This window comes from Micromonospora sp. NPDC049359, from assembly GCF_044466585.1.
Classification (GTDB): domain Bacteria; phylum Actinomycetota; class Actinomycetes; order Mycobacteriales; family Micromonosporaceae; genus Micromonospora.
This window is the reverse complement of the sequence record NZ_JBITMW010000001.1, coordinates 1,106,358-1,125,307: the sequence shown is the minus strand read 5'-3', so window position 1 is coordinate 1,125,307 and position 18,950 is coordinate 1,106,358. Positions and strand designations below refer to the sequence as shown.

General features: G+C 69.4%; 20 protein-coding genes and 2 tRNA genes. 15 read left to right on the top strand and 7 right to left on the bottom strand.

Annotated features, from left to right (window positions below; all coding sequences use genetic code 11):
- Nucleotides 1-2: 2 nt before the first annotated feature.
- From yidD to rpmH, 3 genes are read right to left on the bottom strand one after another with little or no spacing between them, the layout of a single operon-like run.
- Nucleotides 3-296, bottom strand: a complete 294-nt coding sequence (gene yidD, locus ACIBTX_RS05240; protein ID WP_357131286.1) for a membrane protein insertion efficiency factor YidD — start codon at nt 294-296, stop codon at nt 3-5.
- The gene (gene rnpA / locus ACIBTX_RS05235; protein WP_357131283.1) at nt 293-709 is read right to left on the bottom strand and encodes a ribonuclease P protein component; all 417 of its coding nucleotides are present in this window, start codon (nt 707-709) and stop codon (nt 293-295) included. The genes yidD and rnpA overlap by 4 nt, the downstream gene beginning before the upstream one ends.
- 34 nt (nt 710-743) lie before the next feature.
- Nucleotides 744-881, bottom strand: coding sequence for a 50S ribosomal protein L34 (gene rpmH / locus ACIBTX_RS05230; protein ID WP_007453904.1), 138 nt, complete (start codon nt 879-881; stop codon nt 744-746).
- Nucleotides 882-1,415: 534 nt separating this feature from the next.
- Here rpmH and dnaA point away from each other — a divergent pair.
- The 5 genes from dnaA (at nt 1,416) to ACIBTX_RS05205 (ending at nt 7,992) form a co-directional block, all read left to right on the top strand.
- Complete coding sequence (dnaA, locus tag ACIBTX_RS05225; RefSeq protein ID WP_396832068.1) at nt 1,416-3,329, top strand: chromosomal replication initiator protein DnaA; 1,914 nt, start codon at nt 1,416-1,418, stop codon at nt 3,327-3,329.
- A gap of 840 nt (nt 3,330-4,169) precedes the next feature.
- Nucleotides 4,170-5,303, top strand: coding sequence for a DNA polymerase III subunit beta (dnaN, locus tag ACIBTX_RS05220; RefSeq protein ID WP_357171746.1), 1,134 nt, complete (start codon nt 4,170-4,172; stop codon nt 5,301-5,303).
- A gap of 38 nt (nt 5,304-5,341) precedes the next feature.
- Nucleotides 5,342-6,214, top strand: a complete 873-nt coding sequence (gene gnd / locus ACIBTX_RS05215) for a phosphogluconate dehydrogenase (NAD(+)-dependent, decarboxylating) (RefSeq protein ID WP_357129275.1) — start codon at nt 5,342-5,344, stop codon at nt 6,212-6,214.
- A gap of 16 nt (nt 6,215-6,230) precedes the next feature.
- The gene (recF, locus tag ACIBTX_RS05210) at nt 6,231-7,364 is read left to right on the top strand and encodes a DNA replication/repair protein RecF (RefSeq protein ID WP_396832067.1); all 1,134 of its coding nucleotides are present in this window, start codon (nt 6,231-6,233) and stop codon (nt 7,362-7,364) included.
- Nucleotides 7,354-7,992, top strand: a complete 639-nt coding sequence (locus ACIBTX_RS05205) for a DciA family protein (RefSeq protein ID WP_357129281.1) — start codon at nt 7,354-7,356, stop codon at nt 7,990-7,992. Before recF ends, ACIBTX_RS05205 begins: the two co-directional genes overlap by 11 nt.
- 10 nt (nt 7,993-8,002) lie before the next feature.
- On the opposite strand, the gene ACIBTX_RS05200 is transcribed toward ACIBTX_RS05205, so the two are convergent.
- Nucleotides 8,003-8,230: a hypothetical protein gene (locus ACIBTX_RS05200; protein ID WP_357129284.1), complete on the bottom strand. Its 228-nt coding sequence runs from the start codon at nt 8,228-8,230 to the stop codon at nt 8,003-8,005.
- Nucleotides 8,231-8,330: 100 nt separating this feature from the next.
- Here ACIBTX_RS05200 and ACIBTX_RS05195 point away from each other — a divergent pair, with 100 nt between their 5' ends.
- Nucleotides 8,331-8,807 (top strand): MarR family transcriptional regulator, encoded by a 477-nt coding sequence (locus ACIBTX_RS05195; protein ID WP_357129287.1) that lies wholly within the window; start codon nt 8,331-8,333, stop codon nt 8,805-8,807.
- Here the strand turns inward: ACIBTX_RS05195 and ACIBTX_RS05190 are convergent.
- On the bottom strand, nt 8,792-9,346 hold the full coding sequence (locus tag ACIBTX_RS05190) for a hypothetical protein (protein WP_357129290.1): 555 nt from the start codon (nt 9,344-9,346) through the stop codon (nt 8,792-8,794). The genes ACIBTX_RS05195 and ACIBTX_RS05190 overlap by 16 nt on opposite strands.
- Nucleotides 9,347-9,867: 521 nt before the next feature.
- On the opposite strand from ACIBTX_RS05190, the gene gyrB reads away from it, so the two are divergent.
- The 7 genes from gyrB (at nt 9,868) to ACIBTX_RS05155 (ending at nt 16,165) form a co-directional block, all read left to right on the top strand.
- Complete coding sequence (gene gyrB, locus ACIBTX_RS05185) at nt 9,868-11,814, top strand: DNA topoisomerase (ATP-hydrolyzing) subunit B (RefSeq protein WP_357129293.1); 1,947 nt, start codon at nt 9,868-9,870, stop codon at nt 11,812-11,814.
- 130 nt (nt 11,815-11,944) lie between these two features.
- A complete protein-coding gene (gene gyrA, locus ACIBTX_RS05180; RefSeq protein ID WP_357129297.1) occupies nt 11,945-14,467 on the top strand; it encodes a DNA gyrase subunit A in 2,523 nt (840 codons plus the stop codon).
- 4 nt (nt 14,468-14,471) lie between these two features.
- On the top strand, nt 14,472-15,377 hold the full coding sequence (locus ACIBTX_RS05175; protein ID WP_357129300.1) for a DUF3566 domain-containing protein: 906 nt from the start codon (nt 14,472-14,474) through the stop codon (nt 15,375-15,377).
- A gap of 153 nt (nt 15,378-15,530) precedes the next feature.
- Nucleotides 15,531-15,604, top strand: a tRNA-Ile gene (locus tag ACIBTX_RS05170).
- Between the two features lie 42 nt (nt 15,605-15,646).
- Nucleotides 15,647-15,775, top strand: a complete 129-nt coding sequence (locus ACIBTX_RS05165; RefSeq protein WP_007453934.1) for a DLW-39 family protein — start codon at nt 15,647-15,649, stop codon at nt 15,773-15,775.
- Nucleotides 15,776-15,810: 35 nt separating this feature from the next.
- A tRNA-Ala gene (locus ACIBTX_RS05160) sits at nt 15,811-15,886 on the top strand.
- Nucleotides 15,887-15,964: 78 nt separating this feature from the next.
- Complete coding sequence (locus tag ACIBTX_RS05155; protein ID WP_357129304.1) at nt 15,965-16,165, top strand: hypothetical protein; 201 nt, start codon at nt 15,965-15,967, stop codon at nt 16,163-16,165.
- Between the two features lie 96 nt (nt 16,166-16,261).
- On the opposite strand, the gene ACIBTX_RS05150 is transcribed toward ACIBTX_RS05155, so the two are convergent.
- Nucleotides 16,262-16,765, bottom strand: coding sequence for a MarR family transcriptional regulator (locus ACIBTX_RS05150; RefSeq protein ID WP_357129307.1), 504 nt, complete (start codon nt 16,763-16,765; stop codon nt 16,262-16,264).
- Between the two features lie 208 nt (nt 16,766-16,973).
- Here ACIBTX_RS05150 and ACIBTX_RS05145 point away from each other — a divergent pair, with 208 nt between their 5' ends.
- Nucleotides 16,974-17,462, top strand: a complete 489-nt coding sequence (locus tag ACIBTX_RS05145) for a VOC family protein (protein ID WP_396832066.1) — start codon at nt 16,974-16,976, stop codon at nt 17,460-17,462.
- A 300-nt stretch (nt 17,463-17,762) separates the two neighbouring features.
- Here ACIBTX_RS05145 and ACIBTX_RS05140 read toward each other — a convergent pair whose 3' ends face one another.
- Nucleotides 17,763-18,500, bottom strand: a complete 738-nt coding sequence (locus tag ACIBTX_RS05140) for an LPXTG cell wall anchor domain-containing protein (RefSeq protein WP_396832065.1) — start codon at nt 18,498-18,500, stop codon at nt 17,763-17,765.
- Nucleotides 18,501-18,605: 105 nt separating this feature from the next.
- Between ACIBTX_RS05140 and ACIBTX_RS05135 the strand changes: the two genes are divergently transcribed.
- Nucleotides 18,606-18,932, top strand: coding sequence for a hypothetical protein (locus ACIBTX_RS05135; protein ID WP_357171742.1), 327 nt, complete (start codon nt 18,606-18,608; stop codon nt 18,930-18,932).
- The last annotated feature ends 18 nt before the right edge of the window (nt 18,933-18,950 follow it).

Here is an 18,950-nt window from a genome sequence, read left to right as displayed (position 1 = left end):
ACTCAATTCGGGGCTCCAGTCACATCAGCACGACGGCGGCTGCCCGGCTCCGGAACCGGGTCATGTCCACCAGGGTGAAAGGGGTGGCAGCGCAGCAACCGGCGGACCGCCAGCACGACTCCCCGGAACGGGCCGTGCCGCACGAGCGCCTCCTGGGCGTACGCACTGCACGACGGGTAGAACCGGCAGCGTGCCGGCAGTGCCGGACTTATCCACCGACGGTACGCGATGATGGGCGCGATCAGCACCCGGGCACCTGTCGACGGCGGGCGTGTGGCGGTCGGATCGGCACTCACCGGGGCCGCCTCTCCCGTGGCGACCGGGCAACCGCGATGGCGGCGTCCAGGTCGGTGGTGAGCCGGGCGTACGACGCCTCGGCCGCGGCGGGCAGTGCTCGGACGACCAGGGTGCTGCCGTCGGGCAACGCGTCCAACCGTTCCCGGACCAGCGCCCGAAGTCGGCGCCGGACCTTGTTGCGGACCACCGCGTTGCCGACCGCCTTGGAGACGACGAAGCCGGCGCGGGCCGGAGCGGAGGGCTGCTCCGCGCCAGGCTCCCGCGCCGGCTCCGGCGAGGTCGTTGTGCTGTGGTCGGTGGCCGAAGGCATGGTCAGGTGGACCACGACGGCACCTCGGCCGACGCGTCGGCCACCGCGAACCGCTGCGGCGAAGTCAGTGCTGCGCCGCAGTCGCTGTGCGGCGGCCAGCACGACTGCCCACGTCCCCCGGACCAGCCCGGTCGGCTCAGGCCGACAGGGTGGTACGACCCTTGGCGCGGCGGCTCGAGAGGATGGCACGGCCGGCACGGGTGCGCATGCGCAGCCGGAAGCCGTGGGTCTTCGCGCGCCGGCGGTTGTTCGGCTGGTAGGTGCGCTTGCTCACGTCAGGCTCTCCGTTTTCGTACGCGCCCCGCGCGACGGGATCGCCGGGGTCCTGGGGTGGTCCAGGCCACCTCGACGATGGCCACCGTTCGGCGCTGCCCGGCGGAGCGGGACCGACGGTGCGGGGAAACGACCGCGGGCAGCAAGCACCCATCACCCTAGCAGAGGGCGAGAGAGCAGCCGCTCCAGCCTACGCAGGGGTGCAATGACCGTCAAACATCCACAGCGAGGAGGTCGGGACGCGCCCGGGACCGAAGGGGCGGTTTTCGCTGATGCCGACAAGGTCGCTGGGGCGTCGCCGGTTGATGGGGCAGGGACAACGCTGTTACCGTGCCCGATTGCGGTGAGCGTCGGATGCTCCGGTCGTCGCGCGCAGGCAAGACCGGACACGCTGGTGAATCGTTCGGCACGGTGAACCCGCTTCAACGGCCGTCCAGGCAGGGGCAGGTCCCGCGCCCGGGGGCGGCCACAATCGGTCGGTGCACAGGCTGTGGATAACCTGTGGACGAGCGCTGGTCAGTTGTCCGGGTGGGTGATGTTCCACCCGTGCACGCGGCGGGCCCGGGACGGGCGGCTGGCAGACAGCGGCGGCCGGGAGCAGAGGCGAGGGGGTGGCACGACGGTGGCCGGTACGACCGACCTTGCCGCGGTGTGGTTGGCGGCGACCGACGAGCTCGCCGACGAGATCATCTCCGCCCAGCAGCGCGCCTACCTCCGGTTGACCCGGCTGCGGGCGATCGTCGAGGACACCGCGCTGCTCTCGGTACCGGACGCGTTCACCCGGGACGTGATCGAGTCACGGCTGCGCCCGGCGATCACCGAGGCGCTGACCCGCCGACTCGGCCGGCCGATCCAGGTTGCCGTGACCGTACGCGTGGCGGAGGACGCCGCCGGCCGCCCGGCCGGCACCGTCTACCGCAGCACCCCGGAGCCTGGACCACTCGACGTCGACGAACCGCAGTCGGGCCCGCTCGGGAACGAGTACGCCGGACGGTCCGTGGCGAACGAGGGCATCGGTGACCAACTCGGGCCACGGCTGCCCGAGACCGCCGCCCCGCCGGCGCCGGCGGGTCCACCCCCCGCGCCGGTCGTCGACGCGCACCGGCCGGGGCTGATCCCGGCCAGCCGGGACGGGCAGGAGGCACTGTTCAGCACCGCCTTCGTCGAGCCGACGCGGTCGCCCCGACCGGCGCACGAGCGGCGCGGGTACGACGAGCAGGCGGCCCGACTCGATCCGCCCGGCCCCGACACCCGGCCGTACGAGCCCCGCTACCGCGAGGACGCCACGTCCCCCCGGGACCAGCACGTGATCCGTCCCCTGCCCCGCGACGGCGGAACGGACAGCGGCCCGGGTCGCAGCGGGATGGATCATCGTCCCGGCGGGCGTGACGAGCGCCGACTGCCCGGCGCCGACACCGGTGGCAACCGGTTGAACCCGAAGTACATGTTCGAGACGTTCGTCATCGGCTCGTCCAACCGGTTCGCCCACGCGGCGAGCGTGGCGGTGGCCGAGTCGCCGGCGAAGGCGTACAACCCGCTCTTCATCTACGGGCACTCCGGATTGGGCAAGACGCACCTGCTGCACGCGATCGGGCACTACGCCACGACGCTCGGCAACGCCCGCTCGGTCCGGTACGTCTCGACCGAGGAGTTCACCAACGACTTCATCAACTCGCTCCGGGACGACAAGACCAGCGCGTTCCAGCGGCGCTACCGCGACGTCGACATCCTGTTGATCGACGACATCCAGTTCCTGGAGAACCGCGAGCGTACGCAGGAGGAGTTCTTCCACACCTTCAACACTCTGCACAACGCCAACAAGCAGATCGTCATCACCTCCGACCGGTCGCCGCGTCAGCTCGCCACCCTGGAGGACCGGATGCGAACCCGGTTCGAGTGGGGACTGCTGGCCGACATCCAGCCACCGGATCTGGAGACGCGGATCGCGATCCTGCAGAAGAAGGCGGCACAGGAGCGGATGTACGCCCCGCCTGACGTGCTGGAGTTCATCGCCTCCCGGGTGTCGAACTCGATCCGGGAACTGGAGGGCGCGCTGATCCGGGTGACGGCGTTCGCCAGCCTGACCCGGTCGACTGTCGAGCTGTCCCTGGCCGAGGAGGTGCTCCGGGACTTCATGCCCGACGGCGCCGGGCCGGAGATCAACGCTGACCAGATCATGGCGTCCACCGCCGACTACTTCGGGGTGAGCCTGGAGGATCTGCGTGGCCAGTCCCGCTCGCGCGTCCTGGTCAACGCCCGCCAGGTCGCCATGTACCTGTGTCGTGAGCTGACCGAGTTGTCGTTGCCGAGGATCGGGCAGGCCTTCGGTGGCCGGGACCACACCACTGTGATGCACGCGGACCGCAAGATCCGCCAGCAGATGGCCGAGCGGCGCTCGCTCTACAACCAGATCGCCGAGCTGACCAACCGGATCAAGCAGAACACCTGAGGGGTACGACGCCGCACGACTCCCGGGACACGCCCGGCCGGATCTCCGGCCGGGCGTTCTTCTTGACGCCGCAACGCCGCGACCCGACTCCGGACGGTGCTCGCTTCGGCATCGGCGGCACCGATTTCGCCGCCCGACGAGGACTTCGGCTTGACCCTCGACATGGTGTAGGCCACAGGATCGGTGCCGTGTCCACCTCGAAGCTCACTCGTTGTCCACAACTCGTTATCCACCGTCGGTGGATAACTACGGTCGGTCCCGCCTCAGTTACCCACAGGCTGTGGAGAAACCCTGTGTACGACGCTGTGGACGCCTGGGGACAACGCCGAAGTTATCCACCGATGATCGTCAAGGTGTGTACGAGCTGTTGAAGGTTCTGGGGACAACGCCAATGGTGATCTTCTCGGCTGTCCACAACCTTGGGGAGAAAGTCGGTGGATTACCGGTGGACAACCGGTGGACAACGGTGGACAACCGGCCCGCGCCGCCGGGTTGTGGACAGGTGACGCGGTTTCACACCCGGTTCTCCACAGCCAACCCACCGGTGCATAACCTGTCTGAGCTGGGCAGACCCGAGTTCTCCACAGTTTGCACAGGTGCGATGAAGACGATGGGTTATCTCTTCTAAGAGAACAAAAACCAATCATCACCGTTGGGCTTTCTGTGGATCGGGCCGAACGCTGCCGGACAGGCCGGTCAGCATCGACACGATCCATGGGGTCGGGCGCACAGCCGATGTCCCCGCGCCCTAAGGTGCGATGGACACCCGCACGGTCGGGCGGGACGGTAGGCAGCCGTCGGCATGAGAGAGTTGTCGCTGACGTCGACGCGGAGGCATTGATGAAGTTCCGAGTGGAGCGCGACGCGCTCGCCGAGGCCGTGGCGTGGACCGCGAAGAGCCTGCCCAACCGGCCGTCCGTACCGGTGCTCGCCGGGGTGATGCTCCGCGTCACCGACGGCAACCTGCGGGTCTCCGGTTTCGACTACGAGGTCTCCAGCCAGGTGACCGTCGAGGTGCAGGGTGACGCCGACGGCGCCGCGCTGGTCTCCGGCCGCCTGCTCGCCGAGATCACCAAGGCGCTGCCGGCCAAGCCGGTCGACATCGCCGCGGTCGGCGCCCACCTCGAGCTGGTCTGCGGCAGCGCGCGGTTCACGCTGCCCACCATGCCGGTGGAGGACTACCCCGCCCTGCCCGAGATGCCGCAGAGCGCCGGCACCGTCGACGCCGCGGCCTTCGCCACGGCGGTCGCCCAGGTGGCCATCGCCGCCGGCCGGGACGAGACACTGCCGATGATGACCGGCGTCCGCGTCGAGCTCTCCGGCAGCACGCTGTCGATGCTCGCCACCGACCGGTACCGGCTGGCGCTGCGCGAGATCCAGTGGCGACCCGACGACCCCGAGGTCAGCATCAACGCGCTGGTCCCGGCCCGCACCCTGAACGACACCGCCAAGGCTCTCGGTCCGCTGGGCGGCGAGGTCACCCTCGCCCTCGCCCAGGGCGCGGCGGGTGAGGGCATGGTCGGCCTAGCCGGTGGCACCCGTCGCACCACGAGCCGGTTGCTCGACGGCGCCAACTACCCGCCGGTGCGCTCGCTCTTCCCAGCCACCCACAACGCCGAGGCGCGGGTGTCGGTGAGCACGCTGATCGAGGTGGTCAAGCGGGTCGCCCTGGTGGCCGAGCGCACCACGCCGGTGCTGCTCAGCTTCAGCGCCGACGGCCTGGTGGTCGAGGCCGGCGGCTCCGAGGAGGCACGGGCGAGCGAGGCGATGGAGGCCACCTTCACCGGTGACGCGCTCACCATCGGCTTCAACCCCCAGTACCTCATCGACGGCCTGGCAAACCTGGGCGCGCAGACCGCCATGCTCTCGTTCGTCGACGCTTTCAAGCCGGCGGTGATCTCACCCGCTGGCGAGGATGGTGAGGTCATTCCGGGGTATCGGTACCTCATCATGCCGATCCGCGTCTCTCGCTGATCGGCCCAGCAACACCAGATCCACGGAGGTAGGAACAAATGCAGCTCGGCCTGGTAGGACTCGGCCGGATGGGCGGCAACATGCGCGAGCGGTTGCGGGCTGCCGGCCACGAAGTGGTCGGATTCGATCACAACCCGCAGCTGAGCGACGCGGCTAACCTCGCCGAGCTGGCACAGAAGCTCGAATCGCCGCGTGCCGTATGGGTCATGGTGCCCGCCGGCGTCACCGATGCCACGATCGACGAACTCGCCGAGGTGCTCGGGGACGGCGACATCATCATCGACGGCGGGAACTCCCGCTTCAGCGACGACGCTCCCCGTGCCGAGCGGCTGAACGCGCGCGGTATCGGCTACGTGGACGTCGGCGTCTCCGGAGGCGTCTGGGGCCGGCAGAACGGCTACGGCCTGATGGTCGGCGGCGCCCAGGAGCACGTCGACCGGCTCATGCCGATCTTCCAGGCGCTCAAGCCCGAGGGCGAGTTCGGCTTCGTGCACGCCGGCCCCGTGGGCGCCGGCCACTACTCCAAGATGGTGCACAACGGCATCGAGTACGGCCTCATGCACGCCTACGCCGAGGGCTACGAGCTGCTGACCGCCTCCGAGCTGGTGACCAACGTGCCCGGCGTGTTCAAGTCGTGGCGCGAGGGCACGGTCGTCCGCTCCTGGCTGCTCGACCTGCTGGACCGGGCTCTCGACGAGGACCCGGAGCTGGCCGACCTGAGCGGCTACACCGAGGACACCGGCGAGGGGCGCTGGACGGTCGACGAGGCGGTCCGGCTCGCCGTACCGCTGAACGTCATCACCGCCTCCCTGTTCGCCCGGTTCCAGTCGCGACAGGACGACTCGCCCGCCATGAAGGCCGTTTCCGCGCTGCGCCAGCAGTTCGGCGGCCACGCCGTCCACAAGCGCTGAGCGGTATCCACAACCTGTGTATGTCCGCCGGCTGGAACTTGTCGACTTCCGCTCGTACGAGCGGGTCGCCGTCGACCTCCAGCCGGGGGCGAACGTCCTGATCGGCGCCAACGGTGTCGGCAAGACCAACCTCGTCGAGGCGCTCGGTTACGTGGCGACCCTGGACTCGCACCGGGTCGCCACGGACGCGCCGCTGGTCCGGATGGGCGCCTCCTCGGCGGTGATCCGCTGCGCGGTCGTACACGACGGGCGCGAACTCCTGGTCGAGCTGGAGATCGTGCCGGGGCGGGCCAACCGCGCCCGACTGGGCCGATCGCCCGCGCGACGGGCGCGCGACGTGCTCGGGGCGCTGCGGCTGGTGCTGTTCGCCCCGGAGGACCTGGAACTGGTCCGGGGCGATCCGGCCGAGCGTCGCCGCTACCTCGACGACCTCCTGGTCAACCGGCAACCCCGCTACGCGGGCGTACGCGCCGACTACGACCGGGTGGTCAAACAGCGCAACGCCCTGCTGCGTACGGCGTACCTCGCCCGCAAGACCGGCGGCTCCCGCGGCGGCGACCTGGGCACCCTCGCGGTGTGGGACACCCATCTGGCCCAGCACGGCGCGGAGCTGCTCGCCGGCCGGCTGGAACTGGTCGCCGCGCTCACCCCGCACGTCGCCAAGGCGTACGACGCGGTGGCCGCCGGCCGGGGCGCGGCCGGCATCGCCTACCGGCCGACGGTCGAACTGGCCGAACCGACCACCGACCGGGCCACGCTCGCCGAGGCGCTGGCCGCCGCGCTCGCCGCCTCGCGGTCCGCCGAGATCGAACGGGGCACCACGCTCGTCGGGCCACACCGGGACGAGCTGGCCCTGTCGCTCGGCCCGCTGCCGGCCAAGGGGTACGCGAGTCACGGCGAATCCTGGTCGTTCGCGCTCGCGCTGCGACTGGCCGGGTACGACCTGTTGCGCGCCGACGGCATCGAACCGGTCCTGGTGCTCGACGACGTCTTCGCCGAGTTGGACGCCGGTCGTCGGGAACGGCTGGCGGAACTGGTGGGCGGGGCGAGTCAACTGCTGGTCACCTGTGCCGTGGACGACGACGTTCCGGCCGCGTTGCGGGGCACCCGTTACCAGGTCGGCGAGGGGACGGTACGACATGTCGGATGAGCCAGAGACCCGGCCGGCGCGCGGCACGTCCACCGGCAGCGGCCGGCAGGCCGGGGATGCCGCCGGCGGGCGTACTCCACCTGCCGGGGCGACCGACGGGCAGCCGGAGGGGCCCAGCGGCCCGGAGTTGGCGCGGGCGGTGCTCGACGCCGCGCTGTCCCGCCGCCAGGCGGCGGCGCGCACCCGGCGTACCTCCGGCGGTGGCGCTGGCGCCGACGGCGCTGGCGGCTCGGGACGGCGGCTGCGTGGCTACTCGGGCCCGGGGCCTGACCCGCGCGACCCGCAGCCCCTGAGCGCGGTGCTGAACCGGCTGGTGAAGGCGCGGGGCTGGCAGCAGCCCGCGGCGGAGGCCACCGTGTTCGGCGCGTGGGAGCGGGTGGTCGGCGCGGAGGTCGCCCAGCACAGCCGGCCGGTCAAGCTGGAGAACGGCGAGTTGACCGTGGAGGCGCGCTCGACGGCCTGGGCCACCCAGTTGCGGCTGCTGGCCGGCTCGTTGCTCAAGCAGATCGCCCAGGAGGTCGGCCACAACGTGGTGCGCAAGCTGCACATCCACGGGCCGGCCGCGCCGTCCTGGCAGAAGGGTCCACGGCGGGTACGCGGGCGGGGACCGCGCGACACGTACGGCTGAGCCGGCCTGCTCAGCGCCGCCGCTGCGCCTCCCGGGCCGCACGCTTTCGCTCGCGCTGCTCCTGCGTGTAGCGCTTGCGCTCGGCCAGGTCACGTTTCCACGCCTCGCGGGCGGCCGTCGAACCGCCCTGCACCGCGCCCTGCACGCCGTCGGCCGGCCCGGCGAGGTGCCGGAAGGCCCAGCTCAGGAGTCGACCGCCCTCGCCGGGTGCTCTGGTGGTAGCGCCGTCCTCGCTCATCTGCCGCCCCTCCCACGTGCCGTCGCTCTAAGGTTGCCGCACCAATGGTTGGTGTACCAACGATCGGTACGATAGTTGCCGTGCGCGAGGAGAGCAACCGATGAGCGACCAACCGCAGGGCACCGATCCGCTGGCGCTGGAGCAGCAGGTCTGCTTCGCCCTGTCGGTTGCGGCCCGCAGCGTGGTGGCCGTCTACCGGCCCCTGTTGGAGCCGATGGGCCTGACCCACCCGCAGTACCTGGTGATGCTGGCGCTCTGGCAGCACGCCCCGCTGTCCGGCCGTGACCTCAGCCGCCTGTTGCAGCTCGACCCGGGCACCCTGTCACCCCTGCTCAAGCGGCTCGAAGCGGCCGGCTACCTGCGCCGGGAACGGGACGCCGCCGACGAGCGCAGCCTCGCCGTCACCCTCACCGCCAGCGGCATGGCCCTGCGCGCCCAGGCCGAGCGGATCCCGGCCGCGATCGTCCAGCGCCTCGGACTGCCCGTAGAGGACCTGCAACACCTGCACGCGGCGCTCACTCAGGTGATCGCCGCCGCCAACCGCCCCGCCGGCCCGGAGGTTCAGGCGTCGGCGTAGACGGCGAAGCCGCGCTCGGCGCACCGCCGGTAGAACGCCGCCAGCACGCCCAGCTCCGCACAGGTGAAGTTCCACTGCGGCGGATCACCGCTCTCGTCGCGCAACGCGTCGAGCCGGGTGTCCAGCCAGCGCAGCTGCTGCTCCGCCAGCCGACCGTCGCCGAGCAGCGACCGCAGCACCGTACTCACCGAGTCGAAGGTGACCGTCTCGCCGTACTCCCGGTGCCCGGCCACGAACCGTTCGATGCCACCGGCGATCCAGGCGCAGCCGTCCGGGTCGATCACCGGGTCCTCGTCCTCGGCCGCGGCGTCTGTGGCGTACAACACACCTTCGAGGCCGAGCAGGAGATCCACCAGCTCGGTGTACGCGGTCGCCCGGACGGTGCCGGTCTTCGCGATCAGCTCGGCCAGCGCCGCCGTCGGCGCGGAGATCCGTGGCAGGTCGACGATCTCGCCGAAGTCGACGAACTCGGCCGGCGCCACCGGATCGTAGAAGCGGCCGGTCCGCGGCCACTGCACCGCGACGTTGTCCAGCCCCATCTGTCACCTCTTAGAGAGCACGTGTCGGGTCGATCGGGTCGATCGTCCCGGTTCCGGCCGGTAAAGATCAAGGCCGCTTCCGGGGCGCCGCAAACGTACGGCACGGACGATCCGACCGCGACCCCCGACCCGCCCGAGCGCGGGTCAACCTGTCTGGGGGCGGCGCGTCCGAACAGGGCGTGGCGTGTGGGGGGAGTCGAGGGTAACGGGGTTCTGCCGGCTACGGACATCTCAGCCGCCTCGTTGAGGGTGCCGAGTGGTGGTTCTGTCCCCCGCGCACAGTAGGATTGACAGCGAGACGAAGACCCGGTGCGGGCGAGCGACGGGGCCGGTGGCCCCAAGTCATTCTCCACCCCGGGTCGAGCCGATCGCGATCCGCGGGCGACCGCGGCGACCGGCGCGTTCGACCCGCTGTCCGGAGATCTCCGGCACCGGTCCGCGCGCCGACGTCGCGTCATGTCCCGCCGAACCCGCGCCCGACGCGCCCCACCGGCGCCGACGACGCGAGAAAGTGGCCGAGGGTGGCAGCGCAGGACAAGCAGGAGTACGGCGCAGAGTCGATCACCGTTCTCGAGGGGCTGGAGGCGGTCCGCAAGCGGCCCGGTATGTACATCGGGTCCACCGGCGAGCGCGGTCTGCACCACCTCGTCTGGGAGGTCGTCGATAACGCGGTCGACGAGGCGATGGCCGGCTACTGCGACACCATCGACGTGGTGCTGCTCGCCGATGGTGGGGTCCAGGTCACCGACAACGGCCGTGGCTTCCCGGTCGACCTCCACCCGAAGCTCAAGAAGCCGGGCGTCGAGGTCGCACTGACCGTGCTGCACGCGGGTGGCAAGTTCGACGGCAAGGCGTACGCGGTCTCCGGCGGCCTGCACGGCGTCGGCGTCTCCGTGGTGAACGCGCTGTCGACGAAGATGGCAGTGGTGATCCACAAGTCCGGCTTCGTCTGGCGGCAGCAGTACACCAACTCCAAGCCATCCGCGCTGGAGAAGGGCGAGACCACCGACCGCACCGGCTCTGCGGTTTCCTTCTGGCCCGACGCGGACGTCTTCGAGACGATCGACTTCGACTTCCAGACCATCTACCGACGCCTGCAGGAGATGGCCTTCCTCAACCGGGGCATCACCATCCACCTGCTCGACGAGCGGGTCCCGGAGGACGAGGACGGCAAGACCCGCGAGGTCACCTTCCGCTACGACGGCGGTATCGCCGACTTCGTCCGACACCTCAACGCCTCCAAGAACCCGATGCACAAGACGGTGGTCGAGTTCGAGGCCGAGGAAGAGGGCATGTCCCTCGAGATCGCCATGCAGTGGAACGAGTCGTACGGCGAGTCGGTCTACACCTTCGCCAACAACATCAACACGCACGAGGGCGGCACCCACGAGGAGGGCTTCCGGTCCGCGCTGACCAGCGTGGTCAACCGGTACGGCACCGATAAGAAGCTGCTCAAGGGCGACGAGAAGCTCTCCGGCGAGGACATCCGAGAGGGCTTGGCCGCGATCATCTCGGTCAAGCTGACGAACCCGCAGTTCGAGGGCCAGACCAAGACCAAGCTGGGCAACACCCCGGTGAAGAGCTTCGTGCAGCGGGTCTGCAACGACCGGCTGGTCGACTGGTTCGACCGCAACCCGGCCGAGGCCAAGACGATCATTCAGAAGGCCTCCCAGGCCGCCCGCGCCCGGATCGCCGCGCAGCAGGCCCGCAAGCTGGCCCGACGCAAGTCGCTGCTGGAGTCCGGCTCGATGCCGGGCAAGCTGGCCGACTGCCAGTCCACCGACCCGCGCGAGTCCGAGGTCTTCATCGTCGAGGGCGACTCGGCCGGTGGTTCGGCCAAGCAGGGTCGCGACCCGCGCACCCAGGCGATCCTGCCGATCCGCGGCAAGATCCTCAACGTGGAGAAGGCGCGGATCGACCGGGTCCTCAAGAACAACGAGGTCCAGGCGCTGATCACCGCGCTCGGCACCGGCATCCACGACGACTTCGACATGGAGAAGCTGCGGTACCACAAGGTGGTGCTGATGGCCGACGCGGACGTCGACGGCCAGCACATCCAGACCCTGCTGCTCACCCTGCTGTTCCGCTTCATGCGTCCGCTGGTCGAGCTGGGGCACGTCTACCTGGCCGCCCCGCCGCTCTACAAGATCAAGTGGAACAAGAAGGGCGACGACGCTCAGTACGCCTACTCGGACCGGGAGCGGGACGGGCTCATCGCGCTGCGCCAGCAGAAGAAGCCGAACGCCAAGCCGGACGACATCCAGCGGTTCAAGGGCCTCGGCGAGATGAACTATCCCGAGCTGTGGGAGACCACGATGAACCCGGCGACCCGCACCCTGCGTCAGGTCACGCTCGACGACGCTGCAACCGCAGACGAGTTGTTCAGCGTCCTGATGGGTGAGGACGTCGAAGCCCGCCGGTCGTTCATCCAGCGCAACGCCAAGGATGTGCGGTTCCTGGACATCTGACGGACGTCGACGGGCCAGCCGGGCAGCACCTGGCTGGCCCGCCGGTCCACAGAGTTATCCACAGCTTGACGGCTATCCACAGCCGTTATCCACAGCACGAAAACGACTCTGAGTCTGATAAGGGTATACAGTGACCGATTCCCCCGAGTCCACACCGAACGAGCCCGAGGTCCCCACCGAGGCCATCGCCGCGGTGGTCGCGCACGACCGGATCGAACCGGTCGGGCTCGAGGTGGAGATGCAGCGCTCCTACCTCGACTACGCGATGAGCGTCATCGTCGGGCGCGCGCTGCCGGACGTCCGGGACGGGCTCAAGCCGGTCCACCGCAAGATCCTCTACGCCATGTTCGACTCCGGCTACCGGCCGGACCGCGGCTACGTGAAGTGCTCCCGCGTCGTCGGCGACGTGATGGGCCAGTTCCACCCGCACGGCGACTCGGCGATCTACGACGCGCTGGTCCGGATGGCGCAGCCGTGGTCGCTGCGCTACCCGCTGGTCGACGGCAACGGCAACTTCGGCTCGCCGGGTAACGATCCGGCTGCCGCCATGAGATATACCGAGTGCAAGCTCGACCCCCTCGCGATGGAGATGCTGCGGGACATCGACGAGGACACCGTCGACCTGCAGGACAACTACGACGGCCGGGCCAAGGAGCCCACCATCCTGCCGTCCCGGATCCCCAACCTGCTGGTGAACGGCTCCGAGGGCATCGCGGTCGGCATGGCCACCAAGATCCCGCCGCACAACCTGCGCGAGATCGGCGCGGCGGTGCAGTGGTGCCTGGAGCACCCGGAGGAGGACGAGGAGACCACCCTCGAGGCGCTGCTCGGCATCGTCAAGGGCCCGGACTTCCCGACCCACGGTCTGATCGTCGGCACGACGGCGATCCAGGACGCGTACCGCACGGGTCGTGGTTCGATCCGGATGCGGGCCGTGGTGGAGGTCGAGGAGGACAAGCGGGGTCGTCCCTGCCTGGTCGTCAGCGAGCTGCCCTACCAGGTGAACCCGGACAACCTCGCCGAGCGGATCGCCGAGCTGATCAAGGAGGGCAAGCTCGCGGGGATCGCCGACATCCGCGACGAGTCCTCCGGTCGTACCGGTATGCGGATCGTGCTGGTGCTCAAGCGCGACGCGGTCGCCAAGGTGGTGTTGAACAACCTCTACAAGCACACGCAGCTTCAGGAGACGTTCGGCGCCAACATGCTGGCGCTCGTCGACGGGGTGCCGCGCACGCTCAACCTGGCACAGTTCATCAGGTACTACGTCGAGCACCAGATCGACGTGATCCGTCGGCGGACCGCGTACCGGCTGCGCAAGGCCGAGGAGCGGGCACACATCCTGCGCGGCCTGGGCAAGGCGCTGGACGCCCTGGACGAGGTGATCGCCCTGATCCGGCGGTCGCCGACGGTGGACGACGCCCGGCAGGGCCTGATCCGGCTGCTGGAGATCGACGAGATCCAGGCGACCGCGATCCTGGACATGCAGCTGCGCCGGCTCGCCGCCCTGGAGCGGCAGCGGATCATCGACGACCTGGCGAAGCTTGAGATCGAGATCGCCGACCTCAAGGACATCCTCGCCAAGCCCGAGCGGCAGCGGAAGATCGTCTCAGAGGAGCTGGGCGAGATCGTCGCCAAGTGGGGCGACGACCGGCGTACGCAGATCATTCCGTTCGACGGCGAGGTCTCGATGGAGGACCTCATCGCCCGGGAGGACGTGGTCGTCACGATCACCCGGACGGGGTACGCCAAGCGGACGAAGGTCGACCTGTACCGCTCGCAGCGGCGGGGCGGCAAGGGCGTCAGTGGCGCCACGCTGCGGCAGGACGACATCGTCAGCCACTTCTTCGTATGCTCCACGCACGACTGGATCCTGTTCTTCACGAACAAGGGCCGGGTGTACCGGGCCAAGGCGTACGAGTTGCCGGAAGCCAGTAGGGTAGCCAAGGGCCAACACGTGGCCAATCTGCTCGCCTTCCAACCGGATGAGCAGATCGCGCAGATCATCGAAATCCCGGACTACCAGGTAGCCCCCTATCTGGTACTGGCCACGAAGAACGGCCTGGTGAAGAAGACGCGGCTCGAGGAGTTCGACTCCAACCGTTCCGGCGGCATCATCGCGATCAACCTGCGCGATGAGGACGAGCTGGTCGGTGCTGCTCTGGTGGCGCCGGAGAACGACCTGCTGCTGGTCTCGAAGAAGGCGCAGGCGATCCGGTTCAACGCCTCGGACGAGGCGCTGCGGCCGATGGGTCGGGCCACCTCGGGCGTGATCGGCATGCGCTTCACGGACGACGATGTCCTACTCGCCATGGAGGTCGTCCGGGACGGTCTGGACGTCCTGGTGGCCACGAACGGGGGATACGCGAAACGTACCCCGATCGAGGAATACCCGGTGCAGGGCCGGGGAGGTAAGGGCGTGCTGACTGCGAAGATCACCGAACGGCGCGGTGGTCTGGTCGGTGCGGTGGTGATCGACCCGGACGACGAGTTGTTCGCGATCACCAGCAACGGTGGTGTCATCCGGACTCCGGTGAAGCCTGTACGCCGTACGCGTGACCGGAACACAATGGGGGTCAAGCTGATGGACCTCCCGGACGGCGTGACTATCGTGGCGATTGCTCGCAATGCCGACGAGCCTGACGAACAGGACTAGTTGAATGACGGAGACACAGGCGAAGTCGGGGAACACGGGGACCTCGGCCAACCCGGTCGACGAGGAGGCCGCCAAGGGCGGCACACCAGCGACCGGCCGCGCGGCCGTGGGCCGGGCCACGGTTCCCGCCGACGCGCCTGCCCCGAAATTCACCCGGGCTCCCGGCATGACACCCCCGCCGGAGCAGCCCGGCGAGGACGCGGGATCGGGTGACACCAAGGCCGAGAAGTCGGCCGGTGAGGCAGCGACGTCCACCGGGGCGGCCCCCACGGCGGCCGCCCCGAACCCGGCGCGGCCGACGACCACGCAGCCGATCAGCACCCGACCCGGTCAGGCGACATCGACCGGGGCTACTGGCACGCAGCCTCGGATCACACCGGGCATGACGCCGCCGGATCCGGGGCGTACGTCCACCGGTGGTCGCCCCGTGAGCGGTGGCGGTCTGCCGCCGGGGATCGGCAACCCGTCGGCCGTCGGGGCTGCCCGGGTCGGCGAGGCGGTCCGCGCCGCGCGGAGCTCGGTCAGCTCGGCGGCGTCCCGTGGGCCGCGCCGGGCCCGGCTGAACCTCAAGCGGATCGACCCCTGGTCCGTGATGAAGTTCGCGTTCGCCGTCTCGGTGGTGCTGTTCATCGTCGTGGTGGTCGCCACGTCGGTGCTCTACCTGGCGCTGGACGCGATGGGCGTGTTCCAGAGCGTCAACGACAGCCTCAGCGACCTGGTCAACGCGGGTGGTGGGCAGAGCACCAGCGGGTTCCAGATCACCGCCAAGGGCGTGATCCTCAGCTCGGCGCTGATCGGCCTGGTCAACGTGGTGCTGTTCACCGCGCTGGCCACGCTGGGCGCGTTCGTCTACAACGTCTGCGCCGACCTGGTCGGCGGGATCGAGCTGACGCTCGCCGAGCGGGACTGAGTGTGACCGGGGCGTCGGGGCCTCCGCGGAATGCGGTCGCTCCGACGCCCCGTACTCAGGTAGGTTTTGCGGGCGGCGACGACCCGGATCGCGCAGTCGGACCCCGATTTGGGGCCGGCGCGGCGGATGGGTTAATCTTGCTCGTCGCTACGCGGGGCTATAGCTCAGTCGGTTAGAGCGCAGAGCTGATAACTCTGAGGTCGATGGTTCGATTCCATCTAGCCCCACCGCACATCGTCCGACGGTAGTCGAGCGCAAGGGGTTGCCCCATGTTCAAGAAGCTGCTGATCCTGGCCGGCGTCGTCGGCGTGGCTGCCGTCGTCTTCAACAAGGTCAAGGCCGCCAACGACGAGCGCGCCCTCTGGCACGAGGCGACCACCGCGCCCGACCTGCGCTGATATCAAGATGGCGGCGATTTGGTCGCCGTCGTTGCGGGGCCCTAGCTCAACTGGCAGAGCACTGCCTTTGCAAGGCAGGGGTTAGGGGTTCGAGTCCCCTGGGCTCCACCAGCGCTTTCTTCGGCTGATCTCGGCCCTCGGTACAGCCAACCGGTCTGCGCTACGGTGCTCGCTGTGATCCGGCAAACCATGGCGGCCTCCGTAGACAAGCCGAGCGAGGTCGAGGCGGCTGAGGCCTGGTTGAACGCCAACCGAGACGCTCTCACCCACGCCGAAGAGGATGGCGGCTGCGGCTGCTGCGTCCGGGCCTGGAAGTTGGAAGGGCCTGCCGAGCTGTTGGCGACGATCCCCTACGAGGTCTCGGCCTCCTCCGACTGGGATACGGCCTAGCCGCTTCCTGGAAGCAGACCGACGGGTCGCGTCGCGGGCCCTACCACGACTCCCCGGCTGCGCCCGGCGGGAAGCGCCGCCCACCGCCACGCCGCCTCAGGCAGTCGAACCCTTCGACGTCTCACCGTGAGTGGTCATGGGTCGACGTGTGAGGTCCATTGCCTCGACTGCCGTTACCAGTGGCGCCAACTCGGGGTTCTTGGCGGCGTCGTCCAGCGCTTTCCGCAGGGCGGTGTCGTTGGTCGGCCGGGCCTCCCGCAGGAGCTTCAGGCCGGCGTCGGTGACGTCGGTGTAGATGCCGCGGCGGTCGGTCGGGCACAGGTAGCGGGAGAGCAGGCCACGGTCCTCCAGACGGGCGACCAGGCGGGTGGTGGCGCTCTGGCTCAGCACCACGGCGTCGGCGACCTGCTTCATCTGCAGATGGCCGCCTGCGCGGTCGTGCTGGCGGCTGAGCACGTCGAGCAACGAGTACTCCCGCACGCTGAGGTCGTGCGCGGACTGCAGAGCGCGCTCAAGGTGTGCCTCGATCCTGCCGTAGAGGAGGGAGAGGGCTGCCCATCCGCTGGCGAGGGCGGTTAGCGCGGGATCCGTGGCGGTCATGGTCCGGGTCTTCCTTTGGGGCGGGAGTTTCAGGGTAGGCCTGTTCCGGGAATGTCAGCTAGCGCCTACATCAGGCCCTTGCAAGCAAGTTTGGTGGCCGTCGCTGGATTCTCCACCCGGCCGCCGAACCGATCAGCCTGGTTCCTCGTGGAGCCGCCCGAACCTGGGCGTACCCGTTGAGGTGCCGGGCCACAGCGAAAGGTGCGTCATGACCGTCTCCGGCACTCCGATGAACCTCACCCGGGCCGCCCACGTCGGGATCTCAGTCTCGGATCTGGACGCCTCGATCGCGTTCTATACCGCTCTCACCGGGCGGGAACCTGTGGCGGAGGGGACCATGGGCAGCGTGCGGTTCGGCATTACGCAAGGGCTGCCTACCGCGAAGCTGCGATACGCGACGATCAACCTGGACGGTCTCGGCATCGACCTGATCGAGTTCCAGGAGCCGGTCGGGGAACGCACGAACGGCATGGCGAACCGCCCCGGCTCCATGCATCTCTGCTTTCGGGTCGACGACTTCGACGCCGTGTACCAGCGGATGAAGGAAGCCGGCTACGACTTCCTCGGCGACGACTACACGTTCATCGCGGGCGAGGTCACCCCTGAGGCGGCGCTCGGCACCAAGGTCGCCTACTTCTCCGATCCGGACGGCACGAACCTGGAGATCATCGAGCCCAAGGGCGGCTTCGCGGGCTAGACAGCGGGCCCGCACCTCGCCGCCGATGGTCATCCGGTGCGCGGTTCACGGCAGGCGGGACTCACCTCTGGACGTCCGGAGGCGGGTCCCGCCTGCCGTATGGGCGACCCGCAGGATAATCGCCGCCGTCGGCGAGGGCCGTTCCCACAGTGGATCCTCGCCTGGGCGCCTCGACGAACTCTTCGGGCCTACCGCCAATTTGGCCGCTGACGACGACTCCGGTGGCCGCGACGGGTCGCTGACCTGCGCAAAGAAGCGCCCGGCCCGACGATGTGTCGGGCCGGGCGCGTCCGGATCGAGCTACGCGACGAAGCGGGAACGGCGACGGCGTGCGATCACGAAGCTCGCGCCGCCGACGAGCAGGAGCGCGCCGCCGATGCCGGCCACGGTCGCGGTGTCGGCGCCGGTCACGGGCAGTCCGCCACCATCACCGCCGGCAGCGACCGGGCTCGTGGAGGTGGCCGCAGTCGGCGCGACGGTCGACGTCGCGCTCGCCGTGGGCGTGGGCTGCGTCGTCGTCGGCGACGTCGTCGGCGTCGGCGTCGGGGTGGGCTGCGCCGCGCAGTCGAGCGCACGGGCGGCGTACAGGCCCTCGTTCAGGTAGGCCAGGTAAGGGTCGACTGTTTCGGCGTCGAGCGTCTTCTGCGCGGCCTCCTTCACCTTGGGGCCGGCGCCGGTCATCGTCTGGCCAACCTTGATCCGCAGATCGATCGTCCAGACGGCCTGTGCGTCGTTCTTGAGCCAGGCGCGCAGATCCTCCGAGGTGCCGTCCAGCCGCTTCTGGGTGGCGTCCGGCAGGGTGGTCAGGGACTCCTTCTTCGCCGTGGCCTGGATCTGGTTGGCCAGCACGCGGAGCTGGGTTGCCGTGGCGGTGTCCAGGTCGAAGGTGAACAGCTCACGGATGTCCGTGAACGTCTTGCGCTCGACCGTCTGGCAGTTCTGGTCGAGCCCGGGCGACGCGCTCTGTGCCATCGCCGGCGCGGCCGGAACCATGAAGGCCAGCGCTATCGCGATGCCGGCCGGGATCTTGCCTCGCATGTGGATCGTCCTCCCCGTTGTCAATCAAAGCCTGCGGATACTACCGCCCACGGGCGTAGCGCATGGCCCCGCGTTTACCGGGACGGGAGGCGGGGATCCGCGATCGTGCGCATCGACGTGAACGAACCGAACTCGGCCGAGAATTTCTGGGAAGGGATGCGGGAGGCGGCCGCTGCCGCTACCCGGCACCAGGACGACGACCTGCTCGCAGCGGTCGTCAAGATTGGCAGATCCGCGCTGGCCCAGGGCGTCGAACTCGTGCCATCCTCCGGATTCTTTCTCGCGTGTCCGGTGTGCAGCGCCGCGTCGGGGCAGCACTGCATCAATTCGCCCGGTCACCCCCTTGGCGACGACAGACTTCATCCGGAACGCATCGAGTTGGCCGAGAAGGCGATGCGGGGGGAGGTGCCGCTCCCCGGGCCGCTGCGGTAATGGCGTGTCGGCTCGCGG

Excerpts from the sequence above, each read along its gene's own strand:
- ACIBTX_RS05190 (WP_357129290.1), bottom strand. The coding sequence starts at position 9,346 with ATGGGGCTGGACAACGTCGCGGTGCAGTGGCCGCGGACCGGCCGCTTC.
- ACIBTX_RS05145 (WP_396832066.1), top strand. The coding sequence starts at position 16,974 with ATGACCGTCTCCGGCACTCCGATGAACCTCACCCGGGCCGCCCACGTC.
- ACIBTX_RS05175 (WP_357129300.1), top strand. The coding sequence starts at position 14,472 with ATGACGGAGACACAGGCGAAGTCGGGGAACACGGGGACCTCGGCCAAC.
- dnaA (WP_396832068.1), top strand. The coding sequence starts at position 1,416 with ATGTTCCACCCGTGCACGCGGCGGGCCCGGGACGGGCGGCTGGCAGAC.
- ACIBTX_RS05150 (WP_357129307.1), bottom strand. The coding sequence starts at position 16,765 with ATGACCGCCACGGATCCCGCGCTAACCGCCCTCGCCAGCGGATGGGCA.
- ACIBTX_RS05155 (WP_357129304.1), top strand. The coding sequence starts at position 15,965 with ATGGCGGCCTCCGTAGACAAGCCGAGCGAGGTCGAGGCGGCTGAGGCC.
- ACIBTX_RS05195 (WP_357129287.1), top strand. The coding sequence starts at position 8,331 with ATGAGCGACCAACCGCAGGGCACCGATCCGCTGGCGCTGGAGCAGCAG.
- ACIBTX_RS05205 (WP_357129281.1), top strand. The coding sequence starts at position 7,354 with ATGTCGGATGAGCCAGAGACCCGGCCGGCGCGCGGCACGTCCACCGGC.
- ACIBTX_RS05200 (WP_357129284.1), bottom strand. The coding sequence starts at position 8,230 with ATGAGCGAGGACGGCGCTACCACCAGAGCACCCGGCGAGGGCGGTCGA.
- dnaN (WP_357171746.1), top strand. The coding sequence starts at position 4,170 with ATGAAGTTCCGAGTGGAGCGCGACGCGCTCGCCGAGGCCGTGGCGTGG.
- ACIBTX_RS05140 (WP_396832065.1), bottom strand. The coding sequence starts at position 18,500 with ATGCGAGGCAAGATCCCGGCCGGCATCGCGATAGCGCTGGCCTTCATG.
- ACIBTX_RS05165 (WP_007453934.1), top strand. The coding sequence starts at position 15,647 with ATGTTCAAGAAGCTGCTGATCCTGGCCGGCGTCGTCGGCGTGGCTGCC.
- gnd (WP_357129275.1), top strand. The coding sequence starts at position 5,342 with ATGCAGCTCGGCCTGGTAGGACTCGGCCGGATGGGCGGCAACATGCGC.